The following is a 22,428-nucleotide window of genomic DNA, read 5'->3' as shown; positions in this document are numbered from 1 at the left end:
TCCCAGACTCAAGGGTAAGCATGTGCTTATAGATATCGGATCAAAGGATTGCGGCCCGCAGTAAAAAGCCCGTAAAAATTTTCCCGCGCTGGCCGACCTCGTCCCTCCCGGTACGCTCACCCGCCGTGGCCGAGCCAAATTGCATGCGGACGATGGGCAGAAATTGGTTCTCGCATTACACTTTGCCCAATCAATGAGGCAATAAGCCAGACCCATGGACGATACCGACCGACAACTCATTGCCTTGCTGCGGGATGACGCTCGTATGCCCGTGGTGACGCTTGCCAGGAAGCTGCGCGTGGCGCGAGCCACGGTGCAGAACCGTCTGGCAAAACTGGAGAGCGAGGGGACGATCGTCGGCTACACGATCCGGTTGCGCCCCGAGGCCGAGGCGTTCCGTATCCGCGCCATCATGAGCATCGAGATCGAGGGCAACCACAGCGAGGACGTGCGGCGTGAATTACGCGGTCACCCGAACGTCGTGGCGCTGCACACCACCAATGGCCGCTGGGACCTGATGGCCGAACTGCGCGCGGATACGCTGGAGGCATTCGACCGCATTCTCAGTGCCATCCGCCTGATCCCTGGCATTGCCAATACTGAGACCAGCATCCTGCTTTCAACACTGAAGCTATAGGTGCCTGCCAGACCCGGCCTCAATCCACTGCCTCGGCAAGCGCGGCGTCGAACATGGCGGCGGTCAGTCCAAGCAGCAGTGCAATGGCAGACGCGATAAACCAGCGTACGGTCCTGCGATACTCGGACACCTCGTCGTCCTCAATGCGCAACGCGCGGAACAGCGACAGAATCTGCAGTGCCACGGCGGAGACGAGGCAAAACGCGGCGAACAACGCTCGGACGCTCCACTTCCCGGGGCTCTCGAAGCCCCAGAAACGCCAGAAGGCCAGCGAAAAACCCAGCAGCACGGTAATGGCCGTGATAATGCCCTGGCGATAGCCGGCCGGCACCATCTGCGGTTTGGGGCGGCTAACGGCATCTTCAGCGTCGTCTGCAGATTTATGCATTGATGGCCTCCAGGATCAGCGTTGGCCTAGTTGCTCGATGCCCTGTAGTCTAGCCCGCGCAATCGCCATGAACGCCGCTGCTATCCTGTCGCGTCAGACACTGCCGCGGCAACATCGAACGCACGGCCGTGCCTTCGCGTACACCGCCGCGGGCGGTCTCTCGCCTGATGTGTAAATCGGTTTGACTTCGCGGCCTCCGTGGCAGATTGTGAGGAAGGCCGAGCTCCCTCCCTCGCGCGGAACCTGTACGTTCCGCCCACCCCCATCCCTGACACACAGTCGATGCTGGCGCTGACTGCCGGCCATCCTTTTGTGGATGGCTCGAAGCGTGTTCAGTCGAAGCAGCCGTCACGTCCGCGTCGCGCAGGCCGGTATCCGTGGAAGGCGCCGTCCCATCCGTGCATTGCTGCAGCAATCGCTGCGGCAGGTCGTTGCAATACGTCGTGAAGAAGGAGCTGCTGATGCATCCCAGAGCCTACCTGCCCATCACATTGGGGCAACCGCTGGCTGTCGGCGCCATCGCGCTGATTGCAGGCGCTGCCGCTTACGCCCAACCCACGGCCACACCGGAGCAGAAGTTCCCGCCCGGCTATCTCGAAGCCGTCTCCACCGGCTACGAGAACGGCCAGACCACCACCTCGCCATCGCCGCCCGGCCAAGCCGTGACCGGACCGGCGGCACCACTGTCGCAGGCATCGTTCCTCGTCCCGCCAACACAGGCGACAACGACGTCCACCCAACCTCAGAAGAGCAAGAAACACCACTGAAGGCAGTGTGAAAGATCGATGCGTTCCGGCCAGGGGCGCATCGACGCAGGTAGACCTTTCCGTATCACGCAACCCCTGGATCCCGCATCACGGGCTCCAAATCTCAATTAATCCATCGCATTAAGAATGTCTTGCCCGCGATAAGGCTTCGGGCAACACGCCTTGTCGCCTTGCGATGAAGAACGTGCCGGCCGATCGTTTCGGGTCAGTCAGTGTCTACAACGCCGAAGGCTATTTCCAGAGAAACCCGGCCAATGCATACACCCCTAGCCCTGCAAATTCCCGGAAGTCCAATCGGCGGACTGATCTACACCGAATCCGCCTGTGTCCGCAAGCCACCTGCCGAAGGGGAGACAACGGGTACTGGCGCATGGCTAAATGACGCCATCGTGAATTGACCCCACGATGCAAGCATCTCGCCCGCGATCCCCCGATTTCGCGGGCATTTTTTTTGCCGTTTTTCTGTCAATTCAAATTGACTGGTCGCAGATACAACCCAACCCATCACTGCCTGATTTCCTTTCTTCCGACAATGCGGAATGCCCCCTAGGGATTTCACTGAGTTCGGCGTAAAAGACTCTTATACATCACAAGATGATGTTTCCCGAAAGGTTCGCGCAAGGCTAACGAAAGGCGATTGGAAGACGCTCCTTATAGATTCCCCCAGATCCAACGAGCCGCCGGTTCCTGCCACCAGGGTTCGCGGCCGTTGGCATTCTGAAAGGTAGGAGGAGAGCATGACCAGTCGATGCAGCGGCGTCCGCGCAGTGGAAGCGGACAGAGCCGAAGGACAGCCCGTGTGGCGCAACCAGAGCGGGGCCACCCGATGAGCCACGCCAAAGGATTCAAGAAGGACTACTACGGCGGCACGCTGATGGCACTGGTCGGACTCGCTGCCGTAATGGCCGGTCTGCAGTATCACACCGGCTCGCTCAGCCACATGGGCCCCGGTTTCTTCCCGGTCGCAGTGGGCGCGCTGCTGGCATTCGTCGGCGTCCTCATCGCCGTCTCCGCCCGCAACGACGAGCCCAAGGAAGACAAACCCTCCGGTCATGGACACAGCCACGCTGCGCCGGACCTGCGCGGCACGGTTTGCATCGTGCTGGGCACGCTGGCATTCCTGCTGTTCGGCAAGTACGGCGGCATGATTCCGGCCACGTTCGCCATCGTCTTCATTTCCGCGCTCGGTGATCGCAGCAACAGCATCAAGCAGGCGTTCCTGCTCTCCATTGCCATGTGCGTTATTGCGGCGGTGGTGTTCTCGTGGGCGCTGCAGCTGCAGCTTCCGATGTTTACGTGGGGGGCGTGAGTACCATGGTTTCGAATGCATTACATGATCTCTGGTTCGGCTTTGGGGTAGCGTTCCAGGGCAGCAACCTGATGTGGTCGTTCTTCGGCGTGCTGGTCGGTAACCTGATCGGCGTGCTGCCAGGCATGGGCGCGCTTTCGGCTATCTCGATCCTGCTGCCGCTCACCTACGTCATGCACCCGGTGCCTGCCATCCTGATGCTGGCCGGTATCTTCTACGGCTCGCAGTACGGTGGGGCGATCGGCGCCATTCTGCTGAACCTGCCTTCGCACCCGCCACACGCGGTGACCTGTATCGACGGGTACCCGATGACCAAGGCTGGCAAAGGGGGCACGGCGCTGGGCATCACGATGATCTGCTCGTTCTTCGCCGCGTCGGTGGGCATTCTCGTGATGATCTTCGCGTCGCCGCTGCTGACGACCATCGCCTTCAAGTTCGGTCCCGCCGAGATCTTCTCGATCATGCTGCTGGGTCTGCTTGCCGGTTCGACGATGTCGCGCGGCTCTCCGCTGAAGGGCGTGGCCATGACGCTGTTCGGCCTGCTCTGCGGCGTGGTCGGCACCGACGTGAACACCGGCACGTTCCGCTTCGCGCTGGGCATTCCGGAACTGAGCGATGGTCTGGAACTCGTGGCCATCGCAATGGGCCTGTTCGGGGTGGCTGACTTCATCCTGAACGTGAACCGCATGACCGCGGTGACCTCCAACGCCAAGCTTCGCATTCGCGACATGCGTCCGAGCCTGGCCGAGCTGAAAGAGGCCTTCTGGCCGATGGTGCGCGGCACTGGCGTAGGCACGCTGTTCGGCGCGATGCCGGGCACGGGCCCGACGATCACGACGTTCGTGGCCTACGCACTCGAACGCAAGATCTCCAAGACGCCCGAGAAGTTCGGTACCGGCATGATCGCTGGCGTGGCAGCGCCGGAAGCGTCCTCGCACTCGAAGACGCAGGTGGACTTCATCCCGACGATGAGCCTGGGCATTCCGGGCGACGCCGTGATGGCGCTGATTCTTGGCGCGCTGATGATCCAGGGCATCGCCCCGGGTCCGCAGCTCATCAGCGACCACCCGGACATCTTCTGGGGCCTGATCGCCAGCTTCTGGATCGGCAACGTGATTCTGATGATCCTGAACGTGCCGATGATCGGCGTGTGGGTCAAGCTGCTGCAGGTGCCTTACCGCTACCTGTTCCCGTCGGCGATGTTCTTCATCGCGGTGGGCGTGTTCAGCACGCAGAGCAGTCTGTTCCAGATCTGGGAAGTGCTGGCCTTCGGCCTGATCGGCGCCCTGCTGATGTACCTGGAGTTCTCGGTCGCACCGATCCTGCTCGGCTTCGTGCTCGGACCCATGGTGGAAGAGAACTTCCGCCGCGCCCTGCTGCTGTCGCGTGGCGACCTGGCCGTGTTCGTGGAGCGCCCGATCAGCTGCACGTTCGTGGTGATCTCGGCGCTGCTGCTGGCTGGCGTGACGTGGTCGGCCTGGCGCAATCGCGGGCCGAAGAAGACGGCCATCCAGGTGCTGGAGTCGGAACTGGCGGTCAACGAGTAAGCCAGCCCATCGGCTTCGCAGTAACTGATGCGGCCGGATGCCTTCAGGGCATCCGGCCGCTTTCTCTTTTGGGCTGCCCAACTCCATTTTGTATGCAATTTACGGATACAATGCAAACCGCCCGCGGACCAACAGCGAGGCGTTTCCGAATACGCACTGGAGGACACAGCATGACGAACCAAGCAATCCCGGCCGAATACCTGGCCGCCCTCGAACCGATCCAGCACTATCTGGAAGCGCACCGCACCGGCCGCGCCGAGTACGTCCGCAAGGCCTTTCATGCCGATGCCCGCATCATCTCGTTCCGTGACGGCACCCTGCATTCGCTGACCGTGGAAGAATTCTCGGCCCGCTTCCAGGGCGAGCCCGCCGCGGACGAAGCGCAGCGCCGGCGCTTTATCGCCAGCTTCGACGTGGTCGGCAATGCCGCCACCGCCAAGGTCGTGCTGCAGTACCCCGAGGTAACGTTCACCGACTACATGAACCTGCTGCAGATCGACGGCGTCTGGAAGATCGCGAACAAGACGTTCAGCGCAGCACCGAAGGCACCAGCGCAGTAACGCCCCGGGGGGCGTAACAAGCCAGTCGGAATCGGCACATTTTCCCGCCGGGGCCACCTAGAATAGGTTCACACCGGCCACGGAAACTGGGAGGGAATCGCCATGACACGCCTGCTTTCGATCTGGACGCTCTGCCTTGGCCTGGCGCTGGCCGGCTGCACCTACTACGGCTACCCTCCCGGCACGGTGCCCGCCAGCTACGACCGTTCGTTCTTCGCCGCCGCCGATGCCATGCGCGATCAGGGTGTGGCGATCGCGGTGCAGAACCAGGTCAGCGGCGAGATTTCCGGCGACCGCGGCGGCGTTCCGGTCTCGGCCTGGGTGCGCCAACAGCCGGACGGGAGCGTGAGAGTGCAATTCAACGCCAACGACTCCCGCGACCCAGACCTGGTGCACCGCATCTCGCAGAGCTATGACCGGCGCATGGGACGTTGATCCAGGCGCGGCTCAACCCGCGCGATAGATCTCGCTGGGTTCGATGAAGACGTAGACATCCCGCGCCTGCGGCACGCCGGGCATCAGCACCGCGAGGTTCATGGCGCTGCCGTTGATGGATTGCAGGAACGTCCAGCCGACGGTACGTCCACCGGCGCGAATCGCCACCGACTCGCCGGATGCAACGGTCAGACGCTTCATGCCGGGCACCACATCGATGGTGCGGGTCACCGTATCAAGAGCAGCCTGGGAGCCGAACAGCGCGCTGTCATGGGAAAGGACGGGGGAAAGGACGGCGGGGGCTGCGGTGCTGTCGGCAGGAACCGGGGCGGGGGCGCTCCATGCCAGTGCGGGGGCGAGCAGAAGCGCTGCGGTAAGCAGGGAGACGGTGTTGTTCTTCGTGGTCATGATAGGGATCTTGACCTTGCCCCGGATGGCAGTCCGCGGCAAGGCTGGCTTCGCCGGATTCTTGCCGGGCTGCCGATCGGGCTCTGTCAATCAGGGGCGATGCAGTCGTGGCACGGAGGGGCGATGTCTCCGTCGGGCTTCAGGATGTCTGGTGTCAACCCAGGTGACAGAGTAGCCCCATCTCATGAATTCATAAAATGACTTGATTTCACAAAACCAAGTCATTTTTTTCCGCTCATTGCGGCATACGCCACATGAAATGGGCCGCGCAATCGCATCGCGCCCGCATTCATACCCACCGCAAGGAAAACCAATACAATAGCGCCCCGCGCGGCGGACGCCCCTGGCTCCGCCTCTCCTTGCACCTCTGCCCTCATCCGGAATTTCATGATCGCAAACGCATGTGGTGTCGACTTCGGCACGTCCAACTCGACCGTGGGCTGGGTTCGCCCGGGCGCATCGACGCTCCTGTCGCTCGAGGACGACAAGGCGACCCTGCCCTCCGTGATCTTCTTCCATGCGGAAGACCCGCTGGTCAGCTATGGCCGCGCGGCACTGGCCGACTATCTGGCCGGCTACGAGGGGCGCATGATGCGTTCGCTCAAGAGCCTGCTGGGCACGTCGATGATGGATGACAGCACCGAAGTGATGGGCCAGGCCATGCCTTTCCGCAAGCTGCTGGCGCACTTCATCGGCGAACTCAAGGGCCGCGCCGAACGCGCCGCCGGCCGCGAGTTCACCTCGGCCGTACTGGGCCGACCGGTGCATTTCATCGACGAGGATCCCGCCGCCGACCAGCTTGCCGAGGACACGCTGGCCGAGATCGCCCGCGACGCGGGCTTCCGCGATATCGCGTTCCAGTACGAGCCGATTGCCGCAGCCTTCGACTACGAGGCCGGCATCGGCGGTGAAGAACTCGTGCTGGTGGCCGACATCGGCGGCGGCACGTCCGACTTCTCGCTCGTTCGCCTGTCTCCGGAGCGCGCCCGCCACATTGACCGCCGCGACGACATCCTCGCCAATGGTGGTGTGCATATCGGGGGGACCGATTTCGACCGCGCTCTGAGCCTCGCCAGCGTGATGCCGATGCTGGGCCTGGGCAGTGAGCTTCGCAACGGCAAGGCCATGCCTTCGGGCCAGTACTTTGACCTGGCGAGCTGGCACACCATCAACCTGGTTTACACACGCAAGGCCTGGTCGATCGTGATGGACAACTACCGCGATGCCGCCGACACCGTGAAGCTCGATCGCCTGATCCGGCTGATCCGCGAGCGCGCGGGCCACTGGCTGGCAATCCAGGTGGAAGCCGCCAAGATCGCGCTGTCTGCGGAAGCGCAGACCGTGGTCGACTTGGCCCGTATCGCGCCGGACACCACGCTCGCCATCACTCGCGAGACCTTCGACGAGTCCATCGCCAAACTGGTCGACAAGACCGCCACGACGGTGCAGGGCATGCTCAAGACGGCTGGCGTCAAGGCCGAGGCCGTCGACACGATCCTGTTCACGGGGGGTTCCAGCAGCGTGCCGCTGCTGCGCGAGCAGCTCGCGCAATTGCTGCCGGGCGCGCGCCGCGTGGAAGGCGACCTGTTCGGCGGTATCGGTTCGGGACTCGCGCTGGACGCGCTGCGCAAGTTCGGCTGAGCGCGTGTTCGCCGCACACGATGAAGTACACGCCTGCCGGGATTGGGCGAGATCGATTGCTTTCGATACTTGCGTGTCCACGTCCAGCAGGCTGGATTACTTGGCATCGCCGACCGTGGTGCAAACCACTTTTCCGCGCTAGCCGTAGCGCCACATCAGGCGCTCCACGGTACAACGATCCACGGGGACGTCCCCGCACTGGAGTCGACGCCACACCTTGTCGGCACGGTAGACCTGCATATTGGCTCGACCCCGCGTATCCCTCGGTGCCGGTCGATAAAGTCCTTCAAGACTTGAGATGCCACGAATAATTTAATGTGGTGATCTTAATGTTTCTTTAATCATCTAGCGCAAGAGCTGGCGGATGCACTAGTGTAGGAATTCTGGCATCCATTCTCTGGATACCAGCACAATGCGCGGTTGCGATACAAACCCGCAAGGTTACGCCTTGGGCTGGGAGGTATTCCTATGCTGGACAATACGCTGCACTTATCCCGATGCGCTATTCGTCAGCGGCAACCGCGCACACGTCGGCTCTGGCCACTGGGTACTGCGATATCCATCCTCTATGGCGTCGTTCCGCAGACGCTGGCGCAAACCATTGGCCCTGGGACCGTGACCTCCACGGTCAACGTCGGTAGCGGTACGACCACAATCGTGGGTGGTACATCGGTGACACCCGGTGGCACGGCTGCGCGCGTTACTGGCGGGACCCTCGTTGTGGATCCCAGCGCAGGGCCTTCTCCTGGCCCGGTGGTCCTCTCCGCCACCGCGTTCAACGCGTTTGCCATCTATGCGACTGGCGGAACCGTCAACCTCGGAACGGGCGGCATATCACTGTCAACGACGGGCGGCGCGTCCGCCGCGTTGTGGACGCAGAACACCAACACTTCGGCAACCTCAACTGGGGGCCTGAGTATCCATACGACCGGCGGATATGGCAATGTGAGCGGCGTACCAGTTGGCTCTTACGGCGCAGTGGCAAGCCATAACAGCAGCATCTCGCTGACAAATGCTTCGATTCTTACCGAAGGTTTGGGTGCGTCGGGCGCATACGCGTATGGCAGTCGCATCACGCTGAATAGCGTCACCATCGAAACGCGTGGCGGACTCTATTCGGATGCAACCGGCACCTACGGCGCTTACGGAGTCATCTCCAACGTGCTCAACGGCATCCGTGGATCGGTCTCGATGAATGGGGGCAGCATTCTCACCGCTGGCGGTACTGCCTACGGCTTGTTTGCTATTGGCTCGGACATTTCCGCGGCCAACGTCACGGTCAATACCAGCGGCAGCAACGCCTACGGTATCTTTGCGATTACCGGCTCCACGATCTCCGGCACTGGGCTGACCGTAACGGCAACAGGACCCTCTGCGTATGCAGTCTATGCGAATTCTGGGTCTACCATCACCTTGCAAGATTCGAGCTTCAAGACGACCGGAACCAGCGGCTATAGTCTGCTGAGTTATGGCCCCAACTCGCTCGTCACGGGCAAGAATGTCATCGTTACGTCGACGAATACCAACGCGCCTGGCGTTACCGCGTGGGGCACGACAAACACAGACGTCGTGCGTGTCAGCCTGACCGGCGGCTCCGTGCAGACCGAAGGCAATGGCTCATACGGCTTGTATGCGCGCGGCGCGGGGGCGCGCATCGACATTGACGGCACGTCAGTCACGACTACGGGACCGTCAGCCATTGCCGCCCGCGTGAATAACGGTACGCTAAACGCTACCAACGCCACTGTACAGGCAATGGGTACGGACGCTGCGGGCCTTGTCCTCAGCAGCGATACCGGCTTCACGGCAACTGCCACATGGAATGGCGGAACCTTGAGCAGCGCCCAATCGGATGCCATTGCGGTCAGTGGCGGAACCGCGCAGGTCGCGCTGAATGGCACGACGGTTACCGGCGCTCCGAACTGGCTGCATGTTTTAGGTACGACGACCCTTTCCGCAGGTTCGCTTCTCGCCCCGGATAACCCCACGCTCGTCGTGAACACATCGCCGACCGCCATCCCTGGGGCCGGCGTGCTGCAGACGCTAAGTAGCCCCGTGGCACCCATCAGCAGTTCGGTCACCACCGCCAATATCATCGCGTCTGGCGCGGTGCTGAACGGTGCAGCACTGACCGAGGCCGGCACCACGTCTAAGGTGTCACTGATCCAAGGGACCGTCTGGAATCTGACCGCAAATTCCAACGTGACCACGCTCACCAACGACGCGAGCCAAATCCTGTTCGGAGCGTCGACGGCTGGCGTCTTCAAGACGTTGACTGCAAACAGCTACACCGGGGCAAACGGCTTGATTGGCCTGAATACGTACCTAGGTACCGATGGATCGCCGTCAGACCGGCTCGTGATCGACGGCGGCTCGGCGACAGGCACAACGCGGCTGCGTATTGCCAACGCCGGCGGACCAGGGCAGTTGACCCAGGCGGACGGCATCCTGGTCGTTGACACGGTCAATGGCGCGACCACACTGCCTGGCGCATTCTCACTCGACGGCCGCGCCGTGGCTGGTGCCTACGAGTACCGCCTGTTCCGTGGCAACGCCGACGGTACCAATACCGACGCCTGGTACCTGCGCTCCGAGGCAAACCCGGTACCGCCGGCACCGCCGACGCCCCCCTCTCCCCCCGAACCGCTCTATCGCCCCGAAATCGCAGCCTATCTGGCCAACCAGCGGCTGGTGGGCGAGATGTTCGTACACAGCCTGCATGACCGCTTGGGCGAGCCTCAGTACGTCGAGGGCCAAGGTTTCAATCCCGATCAGGACAAGCCCCGTTCGGGATGGCTGCGCGCGGTGGGCAACTGGCTGGGCAGCAAGAGCGCAAACGGCATTTTCACCGCCCGCACCAACACCTTCATGATGCAGGGCGGCGCCGAACTGGCCAAGTGGAAGATCTTCGGCAACGGCGCCGACCGCGGCCACCTCGGCCTGATGGGCAGCTACGGCTACGCCAACACCAACGCCAACGCACAGAACAACCCGTTCAGCGCCAAGGGCACCGTCGAGGGCTGGAGCGTGGGTGGCTACGCCACGTGGTATCAGAACGACGAGAAGAAACTCGGGGCCTACGTCGACACCTGGCTGCAGTACGGCTGGTTCACCAACCACGTCGATGGGCAGTACCTGCCATCGGTGCGCTACAACGCGCAAGGCTGGGCCGCGTCTGGCGAGACCGGCTATGCGGTGCCGCTGCGCAATGACTGGGTCATCGAGCCGCAAGGCCAGTTGATCTATGTCGGCTACAACGAATCCGACATCACCGAACCCAACGGTACCAACGTCACCGGCGCCAACTCGCACGGCTGGATCACCCGGCTTGGCGCGCGCTTTCATCGTACGTTCTTGCGCGCTGACGACCGCAAGATTCAGCCATACCTGACGCTGAACTGGTGGCACACCAGTGTGTCCAGCAGCATCTCGTTCAACGACCTGCCGCTGGGCAGCATGTATCCGAGCAACCGCTACGAGGTGAAGCTCGGTGTGAACGCGGATCTGGGCAAACGCTGGACAGCATGGTCCAACGTGTCGGGCGCCTGGGGCGCGCAGAGCTTCTACCAGTACACGCTGCGCGCCGGGATCAAATATGCCTGGTGAGTGCTGATTCCTGAAGCTCAAACAGGAACGCGTCGGCATAGTTCTCGGCGGTGACATCCGGCCATCCGGAGCACCCGATCAATACGGCACGACTCAAAGGACGCTCGTACGCCATGGTGCCGTTTGGTCATTCGCTGAAAGCGTGGATGTCCTCTGCGCAAGCCGCAAATCATCCACGGTAGCCCGGGACTGCAGTTCCGAACCTCGCCGACCGCGCCCGCGCAAACGCGGCACGGATGCATTCCCCAACAGCTTCCTGGCACCGAAACCCCCGCAAAGATCTCCGAAACGTCTGAAATCATTCGCCTCTATTCCGAGGCGGGGCGGAGTTGGATCAAGGTCTGCCGACAGGTGTTGCGGCGTGAACGCAGCACGCAAGCCTGTAGAGCGTGAACCGCACATCGGGCCAGAATGTGCCGTGTCCCATATCGTTCGCGGGGCACGCGCCGGCTGCCGCCTAGCAGCTACCATTCAGGAGCAATTCATGATTACGCGTGACGTGATTCCCCAAATGCTGACCCGTGGCACTGCCATGTTCGAGCAGGGCGCCATGCAGGGCAGTTCGCAAAAGACGTTCCATCATGTCATCGACATCTATCTGAAGGATTCAAATGCCTTCATGAACACGTACTTCGCGCGCTATTTCGAATGGCAGGGCATCTGCCGGGAGCGCTGGTTCCATGAATGCGTCCATGGCAACCTGCTCGCGGCCGGTGGCACATTCGTGACCAAACGCGCCCATCAGGAATATGTCGAAGAAACGTTTCCGTTCCAGCGTGTCGATTGCCACCTCAACACGTTCCAGGTTCGCCAGTGCTCGGCTTATCTGCTGTTTCGTTTCAGCGTCGAGGGCCGTCCTGTGTCGCTGGGCTACCAGCAGATCGTATTCGCGGGCAAGGACAAGCGGATCACCCGCTTTCCGCGCGAGATCATCGAACGGGTCAAGGAATATGAACTGATCGCTTCGCCATTTGCCAACTAGGTGGGCATCGTAGTCGCAGTCTGAAGTCAGCCCGCGACTCGGGTCTGGAGTGGTTGATCCAGGCCCGAGTCGCACGGCCTGAAGCGCGGCAGACGCAGGGTAAAGGTCGTGTACGCGCCAAGCTGAGACGCGCATTCGATGCGTCCGCCGAACGCTTCCATGACGCGGCGACAGAAGGACAATCCCAGCCCGTGACCGCGGCCATGTGCCTTGGTTGAGAAGAATGGCTCGAAGAGACGAGGCAGAATACTCGCTGGAATCCCTGGGCCAGTATCGTGAAACCGCATCAGGTAGTAATTGCCCTCGATCTCGCCAGAGATTTCAATATTGCCGCTGCCATGCGAGTGAATCGCATACAGGCTGTTCTTCAGCAAGTTAAACAATACGTAGATCAGAAGCGTGTCGGAGCCAACGAACTTCCAGTCGTCGGCGAAACCGCGGATGTGCACACGCGCACGCTCCTCTGGCATGAGCGGATAGCGCTCAATAGCCGCAGCCACGCACTCGGCGAGCCCGTGGGGCGCAAAGGTGCTGCGGTCGAGTCGCTCGAGCGTCAGCGATGCCAATGTCATGTCGATCACGGCACTGGTGCCGTCAACCTCTCGTGACATCCCGCCGATCAACTGCTTCGTCCGCTCGATTTGCCCAGGGCGCATTCTGTCTTCGAGGATGCCGTTCTCCACCGCGGCGATGTAGCCCTGGTGCAGGTGCGGCCACGCATTCTCGACTTCCTGCAATTGCATGCGAATAGTCGCTAACGGTGTGCGCACTTCATGCGCGACGGTCGCGGCGAGAGAGTACGGCCGCATGAGGTCGTAACGTACAACGCTGAACGCGATAACGCCGAGGCTCAGCACAATGAAGAACACGCCCGGCGGATAGAACCTGGCCCCGAAGTTCACGGCATAGTCAACCGCGGCGAGAGAGAACAGTCCCAACGCAAGCAGGCACAGGCCGAAGCGGCGTCGGCGCTCGGCGGTCGCGTTTGCGCGCGCCTTGAGCAGCAGCCATGCGCAGCGCAGGGCCAGCGCCACGGTCTGCATGATGTGTATGGGATGCAGTAACCCTGCTTTCGGATACTTGCCGAAGTAGAGCGTGTAGTAACCCGACACGACCAGATCGCTACTCATCAACAGTACCGAAAGCACCAGACTCACGCCGTAGGCGGCGATCAGAAGGGGCCATTCCTTGCGAGATTCTGTCACCTCGCAGACAAAGTGATAGAACGTCGTGGGCAGGAACAGGATAAACAGATAGCCGAACCGCGCCACCTGCATGGCTCCGTCTGGAGTCTCGGTCCCGAACAGGAACGCCCATGAGCCTTGCCAGGCGAACGTCATCGCGCACAGCAAGAAGAATGAGGTCGACACGCGCGTCACGCCCTGGCTCGATAGAACATATAAGCCGTAACCAAGGAAAATCGCCGAAACGAAAGAAGGCAGGATTGCGTACATGTCGGGGCATCCGTCGGAAACGGTGCGCCACTCAATTGGACGAGGCAAGATGGTACGGTGGGATTGCTAAGGCCGAATTGAATTTGTTTTCATTCTGTTGTAATGGATCGTTAACTCGTAGACCGAAGGGGAAGTACGGGTCGACGGCTTTACGCCCGGTGTTATCGCGATCGCCGGATAAGCGACTCGCCCGATGCCGGCGCATCGGCGCGGGACTCGCGCTGGACGCGCTGCGCAAGTTCGGCTGAACGCGCAGCCGCCGCGCACTGGTATCAGGGCAGCCGTTCGCTGCCCACTTCCTGCATCGGCGTCTGTTCGTGCGCGTGGTGCACGCGATTGCGACCGCTGCGCTTTGCGGTATAGAGCAGCCCGTCGGCACGAGACATCAGCGCATCGAGCGATTCCAGCGGTTGCCACACCGCCACACCAAAGCTGGCCGTCACACGCGGGCTATCCGGCAGCGTCTCGAAACGCGCGCGCTCGAGGGTCTCCCGAATCTCTTCGGCGATATGGATCGCTTCCTCCCCGGTCGTCCGCGGCAATAGCACCGCGAACTCCTCGCCCCCAAGCCGGCCGGCGATTCCCCGCGCGCCCACCACGCGCCTGACGATCCGCGCGAACTCCACGAGTATCGCGTCGCCACTGGCGTGACCGTGGTTGTCGTTGATGAGCTTGAAGAAATCAAGGTCCACCAGGATCAGGCCGGGCACCCCACCATTGGCCCGCGAAATCGTCGCGCGCGCGAGTTCCTCGAAGCTTCTCCGGTTGTGAAGCCGCGTCAGCGCATCCGTATCCCGCTCGTGCTGGATCCGTTCGATCAGCGCGTGAATCTCGGAGCCCAGCAGCACCAGGCTGAAGAAGACATTGAAGAGCGTCTGGCCTACCTGGAAATACGTCCAATAGCTCGAAAATGCCCTGCCGCATTCGTCGGTGTGCGGAGGTGCGCTCGTGCTCAGCAGCAGCCGCACGCCGAGGTTCACCGTAAAGGCGACGAAAACCCAGTAGATCGCTCGATCCGCCACGCTGCCCCGCCGCAAGCCGCCAAGCTGAGCCAGCGCAATGCCGAAGATCAGCGCGGCGCCAACGTTGTGTACATATATCCGCGCCGTCAGGTCAGGTACCGCGAAATGGAAGTACGCGAGCAGCGAGAACTCGACGATGGCCACCCCCGAACAGGCGGCCAGTGCGGTGGTGGATTCGACATGAGCGCGCCACAGCAATCCGCACGCGATCAGCATCGTGCTGCCGATGTAGAACGGCGCGGCGACGAGCGTCGTCCAGACGGAATCGCTCGGCGGAGACAGGACCTGAATGGCCACCGCCACGGCATAAAGCGCAAAGGACACCCCGAACGCCAGCAGGTGCTGGCTGCGGAGCTGCCGCCAGACCACCAGGAAGCAGCCAGCGAAGATCAGCGAGACCGCAGGGTTGATCAGGGATAGTTGGTTGCAGAACGACACGGGGGCGCAAGGGCTTCTGTGAGAGCGGCTGACAATGGCTCTGACGAATCAGAACGTGATGTCCGCCGCCGGCACCGCACATACGCGCGGGCCGAAACTGCTGATACCCGTCAGCGTGAGGTTGTGATGGCGAATGATCTGCCCTGCAGACAAGGCCGCATTCGAAACAGTGGTGTGACCATCTTCGATCAGCCTCACCGGATAGCCCAGCGCCAGCGCACGCCGCGTGGTGGTATCGACGCAGTACTCGGTATGCATGCCGCAGATTACCAGGTGCGTCACCCCGTGCTCCTTCAGCGTCGCCTCGAGTGTCGTCCCGAAGAAAGAATCCGGCGTGGTCTTGCGGATGCGCAGGTCGCTCTCCAGCGCGGTCAGCCCATCCGCGAGCTGCCAGCGCGCGGAGCCATACGGCAGGTAGTCGTCCACCGATTCATGCTGGACAAATATGACGGGCACGCGCGCGGTGCGTGCCTTGCTGGCAACATCGTTGATGCGGTCGATGACGTCGCCGTAGGCGAGCGGGGCCTCATCGCCTTCGCACAGGCCTTGCTGGACATCGATGACGAGTAGGGCCGCTGTCATGGCAGATAAGTCGGAGACCTTGATCGCTCAATCATGCCATGAAACAACGAACGGGACCGGTGCTGCACGACCGGTCCCCCACCTTAGTGGGTGCCTCCAGTGCGTGCGTCCGTTCTTCCGTTCGGCCGCGCGTCCCCGGCAGATCGACGGGCGACGCGGCGGCGCTGCGAGTCAGGCCCCCGAGGCGATCAACGGATGCGCGGCATTGCCCAGGGCGGTCAGGACCTCGGCCGGTCCGGGCCTGGCAAGCAGAAAACCCTGCGCGCGGTCGCAACCGATCTCGCGCAGAAACTGCAGTTGGGCGATGTTCTCCACGCCCTCGGCCACCACGGTCAGGCCAAGCGCACGGGCCATGGCAACGATCGCGCGAAGAATCGCACCGTCGCGCTCCCGCTCGATCACAGCGGTCAGGAAAGAGCGATCCACCTTGACGGTATTGACCGGCAGCGTCTGCAGATAGGTAAACGAGGAATAGCCCGTTCCGAAGTCGTCGATGGCCAGACCGACACCGCGGCGCGCCAGTTCGCCAAGCACCAGCTCGGTCACGCCGTTTCCGGTCATGGCCATGCTCTCCACCAGTTCAAGCTGCAGATGCTCCGGCTGCATGCCGGCGTCGCTCAGCACATCGGAGACGTCATGCAGGAAATGCTCGTGGCGGATCTGCCTGGCAGACAGGTTGACCGACATGCGGCCGAATTCGAAGCCCGACCGGAGCCAGGCCGCACCCTGCCGGCACGCCTCGCGCAACACCCAGGCGCCAATCGGCACGACCAGGGCCGATTCCTCGGCCACATCGATGAAGGCACCGGGTGACAGCAGCCCGCGCGTCGGATGCTGCCAGCGCAGCAGCGCTTCGACGCTGACGATCCTTCCCGAGCCCAGGTCGTAGATCGGTTGATAGTGGAGGCGAAACTCGCGGCGCGTCAGCGCGCGACGTAGTTCGCTCTCGAGCGCCATGCTTTCCTTCGCGGACGAAGTCATCTGCGTGGCGAAGAAGCGGAAGGTGTTCTTGCCTTCCTGCTTGGCTTCGTACATGGCGCGGTCGGCCTGCATCAACAGTTGCTGCTGATCCGTGCCGTCGTCCGGATAAATGCTGATTCCGATGCTCGGCGTCACGAACACGCTGCGCCCGGCCGCATCGATTGGCTGACCAACCACCTCCAGCAGCACCTGCGCGATATGCGCGACATGACGGATGTCCTCGATCTCCTCGACAACGATCGTGAACTCGTCCCCGCCAAGCCGGGCCACCGTGTCGCTCTCGCGCACGGCATGCTTGAGCCGCATGGCAATGATCCTGAGCGCGTCGTCTCCAGTGCCGTGCCCCATCGTATCGTTGATCATCTTGAAGCGATCGAGATCGAGGAACAACACGGCCACACGTCTGGACGCGCGCCGGGCGCGAATGATGGCCTGCTTGAGCCGCTCGCTGAACAGCGTGCGGTTCGGCAGGTCCGTCAGCGGATCGTGCATGGCCAGATGGTTCAGGCGCTCTTCCGCGATACGGCGATGCGTGATGTCCGAGAAGATCGCCGCGTAATGCGTGCATTCGCCGGCCTGATTGCAGATGCTTGAGACGGACAGATGCTCGAGGTACAGCTCGCCGTTCTTTCGGCGATTCCAGATCTCGCCCTTCCAGTGACCTTGCGCGCGCAACTGGCTCCACATTTCCTGGTAAAAGGATGGACCCTGGCGCCCCGAACTCAGCATCCGCGGCGTCCGGCCGATGGCCTCGTCGAGCGTGTAGCCGGTCAGTTGCGTGAAGGCTGGATTCACCTGCTCGATCACGCCGTTCAGATCGGTCACCATCACGCCGTCGAGCGTCGATTCGAATACGCGATCGGCCAGCCGCAGATGGTAGTTGGATCGCCGCAGTGCCTCGTCGCGCTCGTGCAGCGCCGTCCGTAGCTCATGCACGTACTCGTGTTCGATACCGCACAGGATGTCCGACAGGCTTAGCAGACCCGTCAGCTCGCCTTGATCGTCGAGCACGCCAACGTGACGCAAGCGATGGTCCGAAAGAAACTTCCGGGCCGAATACAAGCTGTTGGAATGCGCCAGCGAATGCAGGCGACGACTGGCATGATCCGACACGATGCCGTCGAGCGCGTTGGCGGCAGCCAGCCGCACGACGTCGCGCTCCGTCAGGATGCCGTACTCGTCGTCGGGAAAGCGGACGACTACGGCGCTCAGTCCGCCCGAACGCATGACACGCATGACTGCAGCCAGTTTCTCTTCCGGGTCGACGATGACCGGCGGCGGAACCTTGACCGAGTGAATCGGGCGAAGGCGCAGAAAATACTCGGCGCCCTGATTCATGACGAGGTCGGTCTGCGACAACATGCCGAGCGGACGCCCACTGTCATCCACCACCAGGCAATGGCGGATGCTCTTGCTCTTGAAGTACAGCGCGGCATCGCCGAGCCTGGTGCGGCAGTCCAGCGCCAGTACGGGATGACTCATCAACTCGGCGATGGGGCGCGACAGCGCATCACCCATCTCGCCGAGCGCCAGCGCGTCCCGCTCGGTCCAGATGCCGACGACCTGCCCCTGGTCCACCACGACGATCGAGCTGCAACTGCGCTGCGCCATCATCGCGACAACTTCGCTGACACTGGTGCGCGGGCCGCACTCCAGGATGGATCTCGATATCAGGTGATCGATTTCAAGATCCAGCGTGTGTTGTGGCATTTCTCTCCCCGAAAACGCTTCTGTCTTGCATGAAAATGCCGGCAGCGTAGCGACGGGAGGGCTGCGAAACCTTGATTAAGGTCAAACTGCCCCGGAGCCCGAGCCATGTCCCCTACCAAGGTACGGTAAAGAAATCGGCCATCCAGCCGATATTCGATATTGGGGGATTTTCGTTATGGCTTGCGACGGGTGGTGGCCTGGGCTGCGAACGCCTTCCACTCCCGGAAGACCGTATCCAGGCACGCCGCCGAATCACAGGCGTCCCGCTTCTTGCGGAACGCCGCGATTTCCGACTCGGTGATGGATCCAGCCTTGAGTTGCCGCTGCTGATCAGCAAAGATGCGCTGGTAGCCCATCGAGAACAGCGCGGACTCGCAGATCATGCGATGCGCCGGCACCGGTCGGGCAGACACGACGGACGGATCGCAGTCGATGTCGGTGGCATGCGCGTTGCCGAAAGCCAGGAGACCAGTGACGGCCAGGCAGCGGAACACGCAGTGGATGTGCGCGAGGTGGATGGTGCGAAACGTGCGGGTCATAGTCGATACGGGGAAAGCCTGAAAGCTGGCAGGTGTAGAATCCCGGCCTTCAATCGCCCCTGGAAACTTAGCATGAAGATGGACGCCTTTCCCTTTGGCACGACCGACTGGTCGCAGATTGAACGCACCGAGCACAAGGGAGAAACCGGAGCGGCTTACTGGCGCACGCAGTACTTCGGCGACGGCGACCGCCGGGTGCGTGTGCGCATGGTCGAGTACTCGCCGGGATACCTCGCGGACCACTGGTGCAAGAAGGGGCACGTCCTGTTCTGCCTGCAGGGCGAACTGGAAACGACGCTCGCAGACGGCCGTCAATTCATGCTGCGGCCGGGCATGAGCTATCAGGTCGGCGACGACGCCGAGGCCCATCAGTCCCGTACCGCGACGGGTGCCACGTTGTTCATCGTCGATTGAAGCAGCGGGGACGCCCTGCCATCCGGCCCGGGTACCCCATTGCGAGACATTACTGAGCCTTGCCTGCGGGCGATGCCATGCTTTGCAGGCCGATGGCCTTGCCGCTGGCATCCGTCACGCGCGCCAGTTCCCGATACGCGTTCGCCTGCACCTGTCCGGGCAGCGGCACGAACTTCGCTTCGCGGGCGAGCTGGTCGCCGTGGAGATAGCCCCAGGTGACGAACTTCATGGCCTCGAGCGTGCGCTCACCGGCGCGGCTGACGGCCGGCACGACGACGAACGTCCCCATGGTGATCGGCCATGCGTCGGCGCCCGCCTGATTGACCAGGCTGGCCGTGAAATCGCCCCTCCGGTTCCAGTTGCTGTGCACCACCGCATCGCGGAATCCGCCCACCGTGGCGCTGACGAAGTTGCCATCCGCATTGCGCAGTTGCACCGGATTCAGACCTTCATCCAGCACGTAGTTGTAGTCGATGTAGCCGATAGCGCCACGGTTGCTCTGGACCGCCTTCACGACCTCGCCACTGCCTTTGGCACCGGTGTAGCCGGCCGGCCATGAGAACGCGGACTTGGTGCCATACGTCGACTTCCAATCGGCACTCACCTCGCTCAGATAGGCGCTGAAGTGATAGGTGGTGCCCGAACCGTCGGCACGCACCACGGGGTGGATCTTCAGGTTCGGCAGGGCGAGACCCGGATTCACGGCACGGATCTCCGGCGCATCCCAGCTATCGACCTTGCCCAGGAAAATCTTCGCCAGCAAATCTCCGGTCAGCTTCAACTGGCCCTTCGGGACGGAAGGCAGGTTGACCACCGGAACCGCAGCGGTAACGACGGTCGGCACACAGACCAGCCCGGACTTGCTTGCTTCCTGGGGAGACAGCGGCACATCCGACGCGCCGAAATCGACCTGCCCTTCCCGGATACGACGAATACCTTCGCCCGATCCAACCGCCGCGTAATTGAGCCGGGTGCCGGTGGCCGCGGCATAGCCGCTCGACCAGACGCGATAGACCGGCGCGGCCGCCGTCGAACCCGCGCCCTGAATATCAGCGGCTACGGCAGTGGACGTGATGAGCGCCAAGCCAAGAATGGCCAACGCAGTGCGCTTGAGCATGATCGTTCATGGAAAGTGGGCAGCCGGCATTGTAGCGGCGCGCGAGCGGCACGGTTCGTATCCGATCGGCTTGCTGTCTGGATTGATCAAATGATCGGAGCATGACATCTCCAGAGGCGTCCCGGTTGCCCGGGATACCTCTGGACTGTCTGGGCACGGAGCCCTGGGTCCCGCGTCAGTTCCCGCTCAGGAACAGGCCTTGCCGTGATCGGGCTTGTAGCCCTTGGCCTTGGCGTCGGCCTCTGACATGTACGCGCCGCTCTTGGTCTTGCCGTAGTAGCGATCGGACGGGCAGTGGTAGACCTTGGTCGACGAGTTGACCCAGACCTGGCCAGGGCCTCCGCCCGGGGCGGCGGCGGTGGTCTTTTTCTCGGTGGCAGTGGCGGGGGCCGCAGGTGCGGCTGTTGTCGCCGGGGCGGCGGCCTTGGGCGCGGGTGCCGCGGCAGGCGCCATCGCGGCCGGTGCCATCGCGGCTGGTGCGGATGCTGCGGCGGTGCCGCCATACCACTCCTTGACGCCCTTGTGCCCTGCGCAAGCGCCCTTCTTGCTGGCGCCGGAGTAGTAACTTCCGTCCTTGCAGAGGCCCGTGCTGCCTGCTGGCGCGCCAGCAGGTGCCTGGGCCTGTGCGCCGAGCGACAAACCCAGCGCGGCCGCAAGGGCCATCGACTTCAGCAAATTCTTCATTGGCTGCTCCCGTATCGGGGTGAATCGACGAGAAGAAAAACGCTTGAGCCGAGTAGGCGATCAGGTACGTTGCAGCGCGACGCTGGCGCCGCGCGCATCGCTCTCGCTCGTCCCCAATAACTGTCGCCGGAAGCGTTGCGTTGACAGCACCTCCAAGTCGGGCAAGTTTCAGCCGGCCGAAGCGGGCGCCAAGCGTGTATTGGCGCACATGGCGGCAGCCAGCGTCTGGCGAATGCCGTCTTGATAAGACGTCTTTCGAATCGGACCAATCAGCGCCTGCAACGCCGAGTCGTCCATGATCACGGGGTCGGTCTGCAGATACTGCATCTCGACCAGTTCGCGCATCAGCGGATTGAACAGCCCCAGCAGACGCAGCATCGTCTTGCCCACCACGCGCAGTTTGATCGCACGGCCGGTCTGGCGCTCCATCTCTTCCACCAGTTCGCGCTGCGTGGTGACGCCGGCCCCGGCGAGGTGCCAGATCTTGCCGAAGGCAGCCGGGGTATCAACCAGCCGGGCTACCACCGGGCCCACGTCCGGCACGAAGATGAACTCATGCGGCGTGTCGATCGGCCCGATCAGGTCGGCCGTGCCGCCGTTCGCAGCCGCCAGCACCGCGCGATGCAGCAGGCTGTTCTCGACGCCGGGACCATAGAAGTCCGGCAAACGCAGCACGGTGGCACGGATGCGTCCATCGGCATGTGCCTGCATCAGCAGGTCCTCCTGCGACTTGCGCATACGCCCCTTGAAGGTGTGGGGTTCGCGCGGATGGTCCTCGCGCACGGGTGTCGTCCTTGCCCTGCCATATGGGTACACCGTGCCGATCAGGATGATGTGCTTCACGCCGGCCGCCACGGCGGCGTCGAGCGTCCTGCGCATCAGCGCGGGGTGCAGCTCGAACTGCCAGTAGTTCACGCCGACCAGATAGATCAAGGTCTCCACACCCGTGGCGGCCGCCTGAATCGCGTCCGGCGAGTCCGGATTCCAGGTCAGGATCTCCGCCAGCGGGTCATCGCCGAAGGCCTGGCGCAGGCTGGCCTCGTGCCGGCCCACCACCCGATAGGGCTCACCCCTGCTGCGCAGGGCGGCCGCGATGCTCCGGCCAATGGCGCCTGCCGCGCCAAACAAGGCAACTTTGGACATATCGGATTTCCTTTCGGTAACGGATTGGGAAGGCAGCGAGCAATTCGCGAAACCGCAGTGTGGC

General features: G+C 62.6%; 20 protein-coding genes. 10 read left to right on the top strand and 10 right to left on the bottom strand.

Annotated features, from left to right (window positions below; all coding sequences use genetic code 11):
* Nucleotides 1-214 precede the first annotated feature (214 nt).
* Complete coding sequence (locus K6G35_RS20625) at nucleotides 215-637, top strand: Lrp/AsnC family transcriptional regulator (RefSeq protein ID WP_008641514.1); 423 nt, start codon at nucleotides 215-217, stop codon at nucleotides 635-637.
* Nucleotides 638-656: 19 nt separating this feature from the next.
* Here the strand turns inward: K6G35_RS20625 and K6G35_RS20620 are convergent, their stop codons facing one another.
* Nucleotides 657-1,025, bottom strand: a complete 369-nt coding sequence (locus K6G35_RS20620) for a hypothetical protein (protein WP_035882786.1) — start codon at nucleotides 1,023-1,025, stop codon at nucleotides 657-659.
* A gap of 461 nt (nucleotides 1,026-1,486) precedes the next feature.
* Here K6G35_RS20620 and K6G35_RS20615 point away from each other — a divergent pair, with 461 nt between their 5' ends.
* The 5 genes from K6G35_RS20615 to K6G35_RS20595 all read left to right on the top strand — a co-directional run bounded on the left by K6G35_RS20615 (nucleotide 1,487) and on the right by K6G35_RS20595 (nucleotide 5,643).
* On the top strand, nucleotides 1,487-1,792 hold the full coding sequence (locus K6G35_RS20615) for a hypothetical protein (protein WP_051705389.1): 306 nt from the start codon (nucleotides 1,487-1,489) through the stop codon (nucleotides 1,790-1,792).
* A gap of 826 nt (nucleotides 1,793-2,618) precedes the next feature.
* Entirely contained in the window at nucleotides 2,619-3,101 is a 483-nt protein-coding gene (locus tag K6G35_RS20610; protein WP_008641504.1) for a tripartite tricarboxylate transporter TctB family protein, read from the top strand.
* Between the two features lie 5 nt (nucleotides 3,102-3,106).
* Nucleotides 3,107-4,648, top strand: a complete 1,542-nt coding sequence (locus tag K6G35_RS20605; protein WP_008641503.1) for a tripartite tricarboxylate transporter permease — start codon at nucleotides 3,107-3,109, stop codon at nucleotides 4,646-4,648.
* A gap of 170 nt (nucleotides 4,649-4,818) precedes the next feature.
* On the top strand, nucleotides 4,819-5,208 hold the full coding sequence (locus K6G35_RS20600; RefSeq protein ID WP_008641502.1) for a nuclear transport factor 2 family protein: 390 nt from the start codon (nucleotides 4,819-4,821) through the stop codon (nucleotides 5,206-5,208).
* Nucleotides 5,209-5,310: 102 nt separating this feature from the next.
* Nucleotides 5,311-5,643 carry a hypothetical protein gene (locus K6G35_RS20595; RefSeq protein WP_008641501.1) on the top strand — a complete coding sequence of 111 codons (333 nt, stop codon included), beginning with the start codon at nucleotides 5,311-5,313 and terminating at the stop codon, nucleotides 5,641-5,643.
* A 12-nt stretch (nucleotides 5,644-5,655) separates the two neighbouring features.
* Here the strand turns inward: K6G35_RS20595 and K6G35_RS20590 are convergent, their stop codons facing one another.
* Nucleotides 5,656-6,051: a CzcE family metal-binding protein gene (locus tag K6G35_RS20590; RefSeq protein WP_495676944.1), complete on the bottom strand. Its 396-nt coding sequence runs from the start codon at nucleotides 6,049-6,051 to the stop codon at nucleotides 5,656-5,658.
* A gap of 387 nt (nucleotides 6,052-6,438) precedes the next feature.
* Here K6G35_RS20590 and K6G35_RS20585 point away from each other — a divergent pair, with 387 nt between their 5' ends.
* The 3 genes from K6G35_RS20585 (at nucleotide 6,439) to K6G35_RS20575 (ending at nucleotide 12,280) form a co-directional block, all read left to right on the top strand.
* A complete protein-coding gene (locus tag K6G35_RS20585; RefSeq protein ID WP_008641498.1) occupies nucleotides 6,439-7,692 on the top strand; it encodes an Hsp70 family protein in 1,254 nt (417 codons plus the stop codon).
* A gap of 468 nt (nucleotides 7,693-8,160) precedes the next feature.
* Nucleotides 8,161-11,298 carry an autotransporter family protein gene (locus K6G35_RS20580; protein WP_008641497.1) on the top strand — a complete coding sequence of 1,046 codons (3,138 nt, stop codon included), beginning with the start codon at nucleotides 8,161-8,163 and terminating at the stop codon, nucleotides 11,296-11,298.
* A 484-nt stretch (nucleotides 11,299-11,782) separates the two neighbouring features.
* Nucleotides 11,783-12,280 carry an acyl-CoA thioesterase gene (locus K6G35_RS20575; RefSeq protein ID WP_495676943.1) on the top strand — a complete coding sequence of 166 codons (498 nt, stop codon included), beginning with the start codon at nucleotides 11,783-11,785 and terminating at the stop codon, nucleotides 12,278-12,280.
* Nucleotides 12,281-12,306: 26 nt separating this feature from the next.
* Here the strand turns inward: K6G35_RS20575 and K6G35_RS20570 are convergent, their stop codons facing one another.
* From K6G35_RS20570 to K6G35_RS20550, 5 genes are all read right to left on the bottom strand, one after another.
* On the bottom strand, nucleotides 12,307-13,734 hold the full coding sequence (locus K6G35_RS20570) for a sensor histidine kinase (protein WP_008641495.1): 1,428 nt from the start codon (nucleotides 13,732-13,734) through the stop codon (nucleotides 12,307-12,309).
* A gap of 272 nt (nucleotides 13,735-14,006) precedes the next feature.
* Nucleotides 14,007-15,194 carry a GGDEF domain-containing protein gene (locus K6G35_RS20565; RefSeq protein ID WP_008641494.1) on the bottom strand — a complete coding sequence of 396 codons (1,188 nt, stop codon included), beginning with the start codon at nucleotides 15,192-15,194 and terminating at the stop codon, nucleotides 14,007-14,009.
* Between the two features lie 48 nt (nucleotides 15,195-15,242).
* Entirely contained in the window at nucleotides 15,243-15,776 is a 534-nt protein-coding gene (locus K6G35_RS20560) for a cysteine hydrolase family protein (RefSeq protein WP_495676942.1), read from the bottom strand.
* Between the two features lie 171 nt (nucleotides 15,777-15,947).
* The gene (locus K6G35_RS20555; protein ID WP_035882793.1) at nucleotides 15,948-18,467 is read right to left on the bottom strand and encodes an EAL domain-containing protein; all 2,520 of its coding nucleotides are present in this window, start codon (nucleotides 18,465-18,467) and stop codon (nucleotides 15,948-15,950) included.
* Nucleotides 18,468-18,640: 173 nt separating this feature from the next.
* Nucleotides 18,641-19,006, bottom strand: coding sequence for a hypothetical protein (locus tag K6G35_RS20550; RefSeq protein ID WP_008641491.1), 366 nt, complete (start codon nucleotides 19,004-19,006; stop codon nucleotides 18,641-18,643).
* A 72-nt stretch (nucleotides 19,007-19,078) separates the two neighbouring features.
* On the opposite strand from K6G35_RS20550, the gene K6G35_RS20545 reads away from it, so the two are divergent.
* Nucleotides 19,079-19,420 carry a DHCW motif cupin fold protein gene (locus K6G35_RS20545; protein WP_008641490.1) on the top strand — a complete coding sequence of 114 codons (342 nt, stop codon included), beginning with the start codon at nucleotides 19,079-19,081 and terminating at the stop codon, nucleotides 19,418-19,420.
* Nucleotides 19,421-19,469: 49 nt separating this feature from the next.
* On the opposite strand, the gene pstS is transcribed toward K6G35_RS20545, so the two are convergent.
* The 3 genes from pstS to K6G35_RS20530 form a co-directional block, all read right to left on the bottom strand.
* Nucleotides 19,470-20,537, bottom strand: a complete 1,068-nt coding sequence (gene pstS, locus K6G35_RS20540) for a phosphate ABC transporter substrate-binding protein PstS (RefSeq protein ID WP_495676941.1) — start codon at nucleotides 20,535-20,537, stop codon at nucleotides 19,470-19,472.
* Nucleotides 20,538-20,723: 186 nt separating this feature from the next.
* Entirely contained in the window at nucleotides 20,724-21,221 is a 498-nt protein-coding gene (locus K6G35_RS20535; protein WP_495676940.1) for a DUF3761 domain-containing protein, read from the bottom strand.
* A 168-nt stretch (nucleotides 21,222-21,389) separates the two neighbouring features.
* Nucleotides 21,390-22,364, bottom strand: a complete 975-nt coding sequence (locus K6G35_RS20530; RefSeq protein ID WP_495676939.1) for an NAD-dependent epimerase/dehydratase family protein — start codon at nucleotides 22,362-22,364, stop codon at nucleotides 21,390-21,392.
* Nucleotides 22,365-22,428 lie beyond the last annotated feature (64 nt).

Source organism: Cupriavidus sp. HY129 (assembly GCF_059492215.1).
This window is presented reverse-complemented; position numbering and strand designations above follow the sequence as displayed.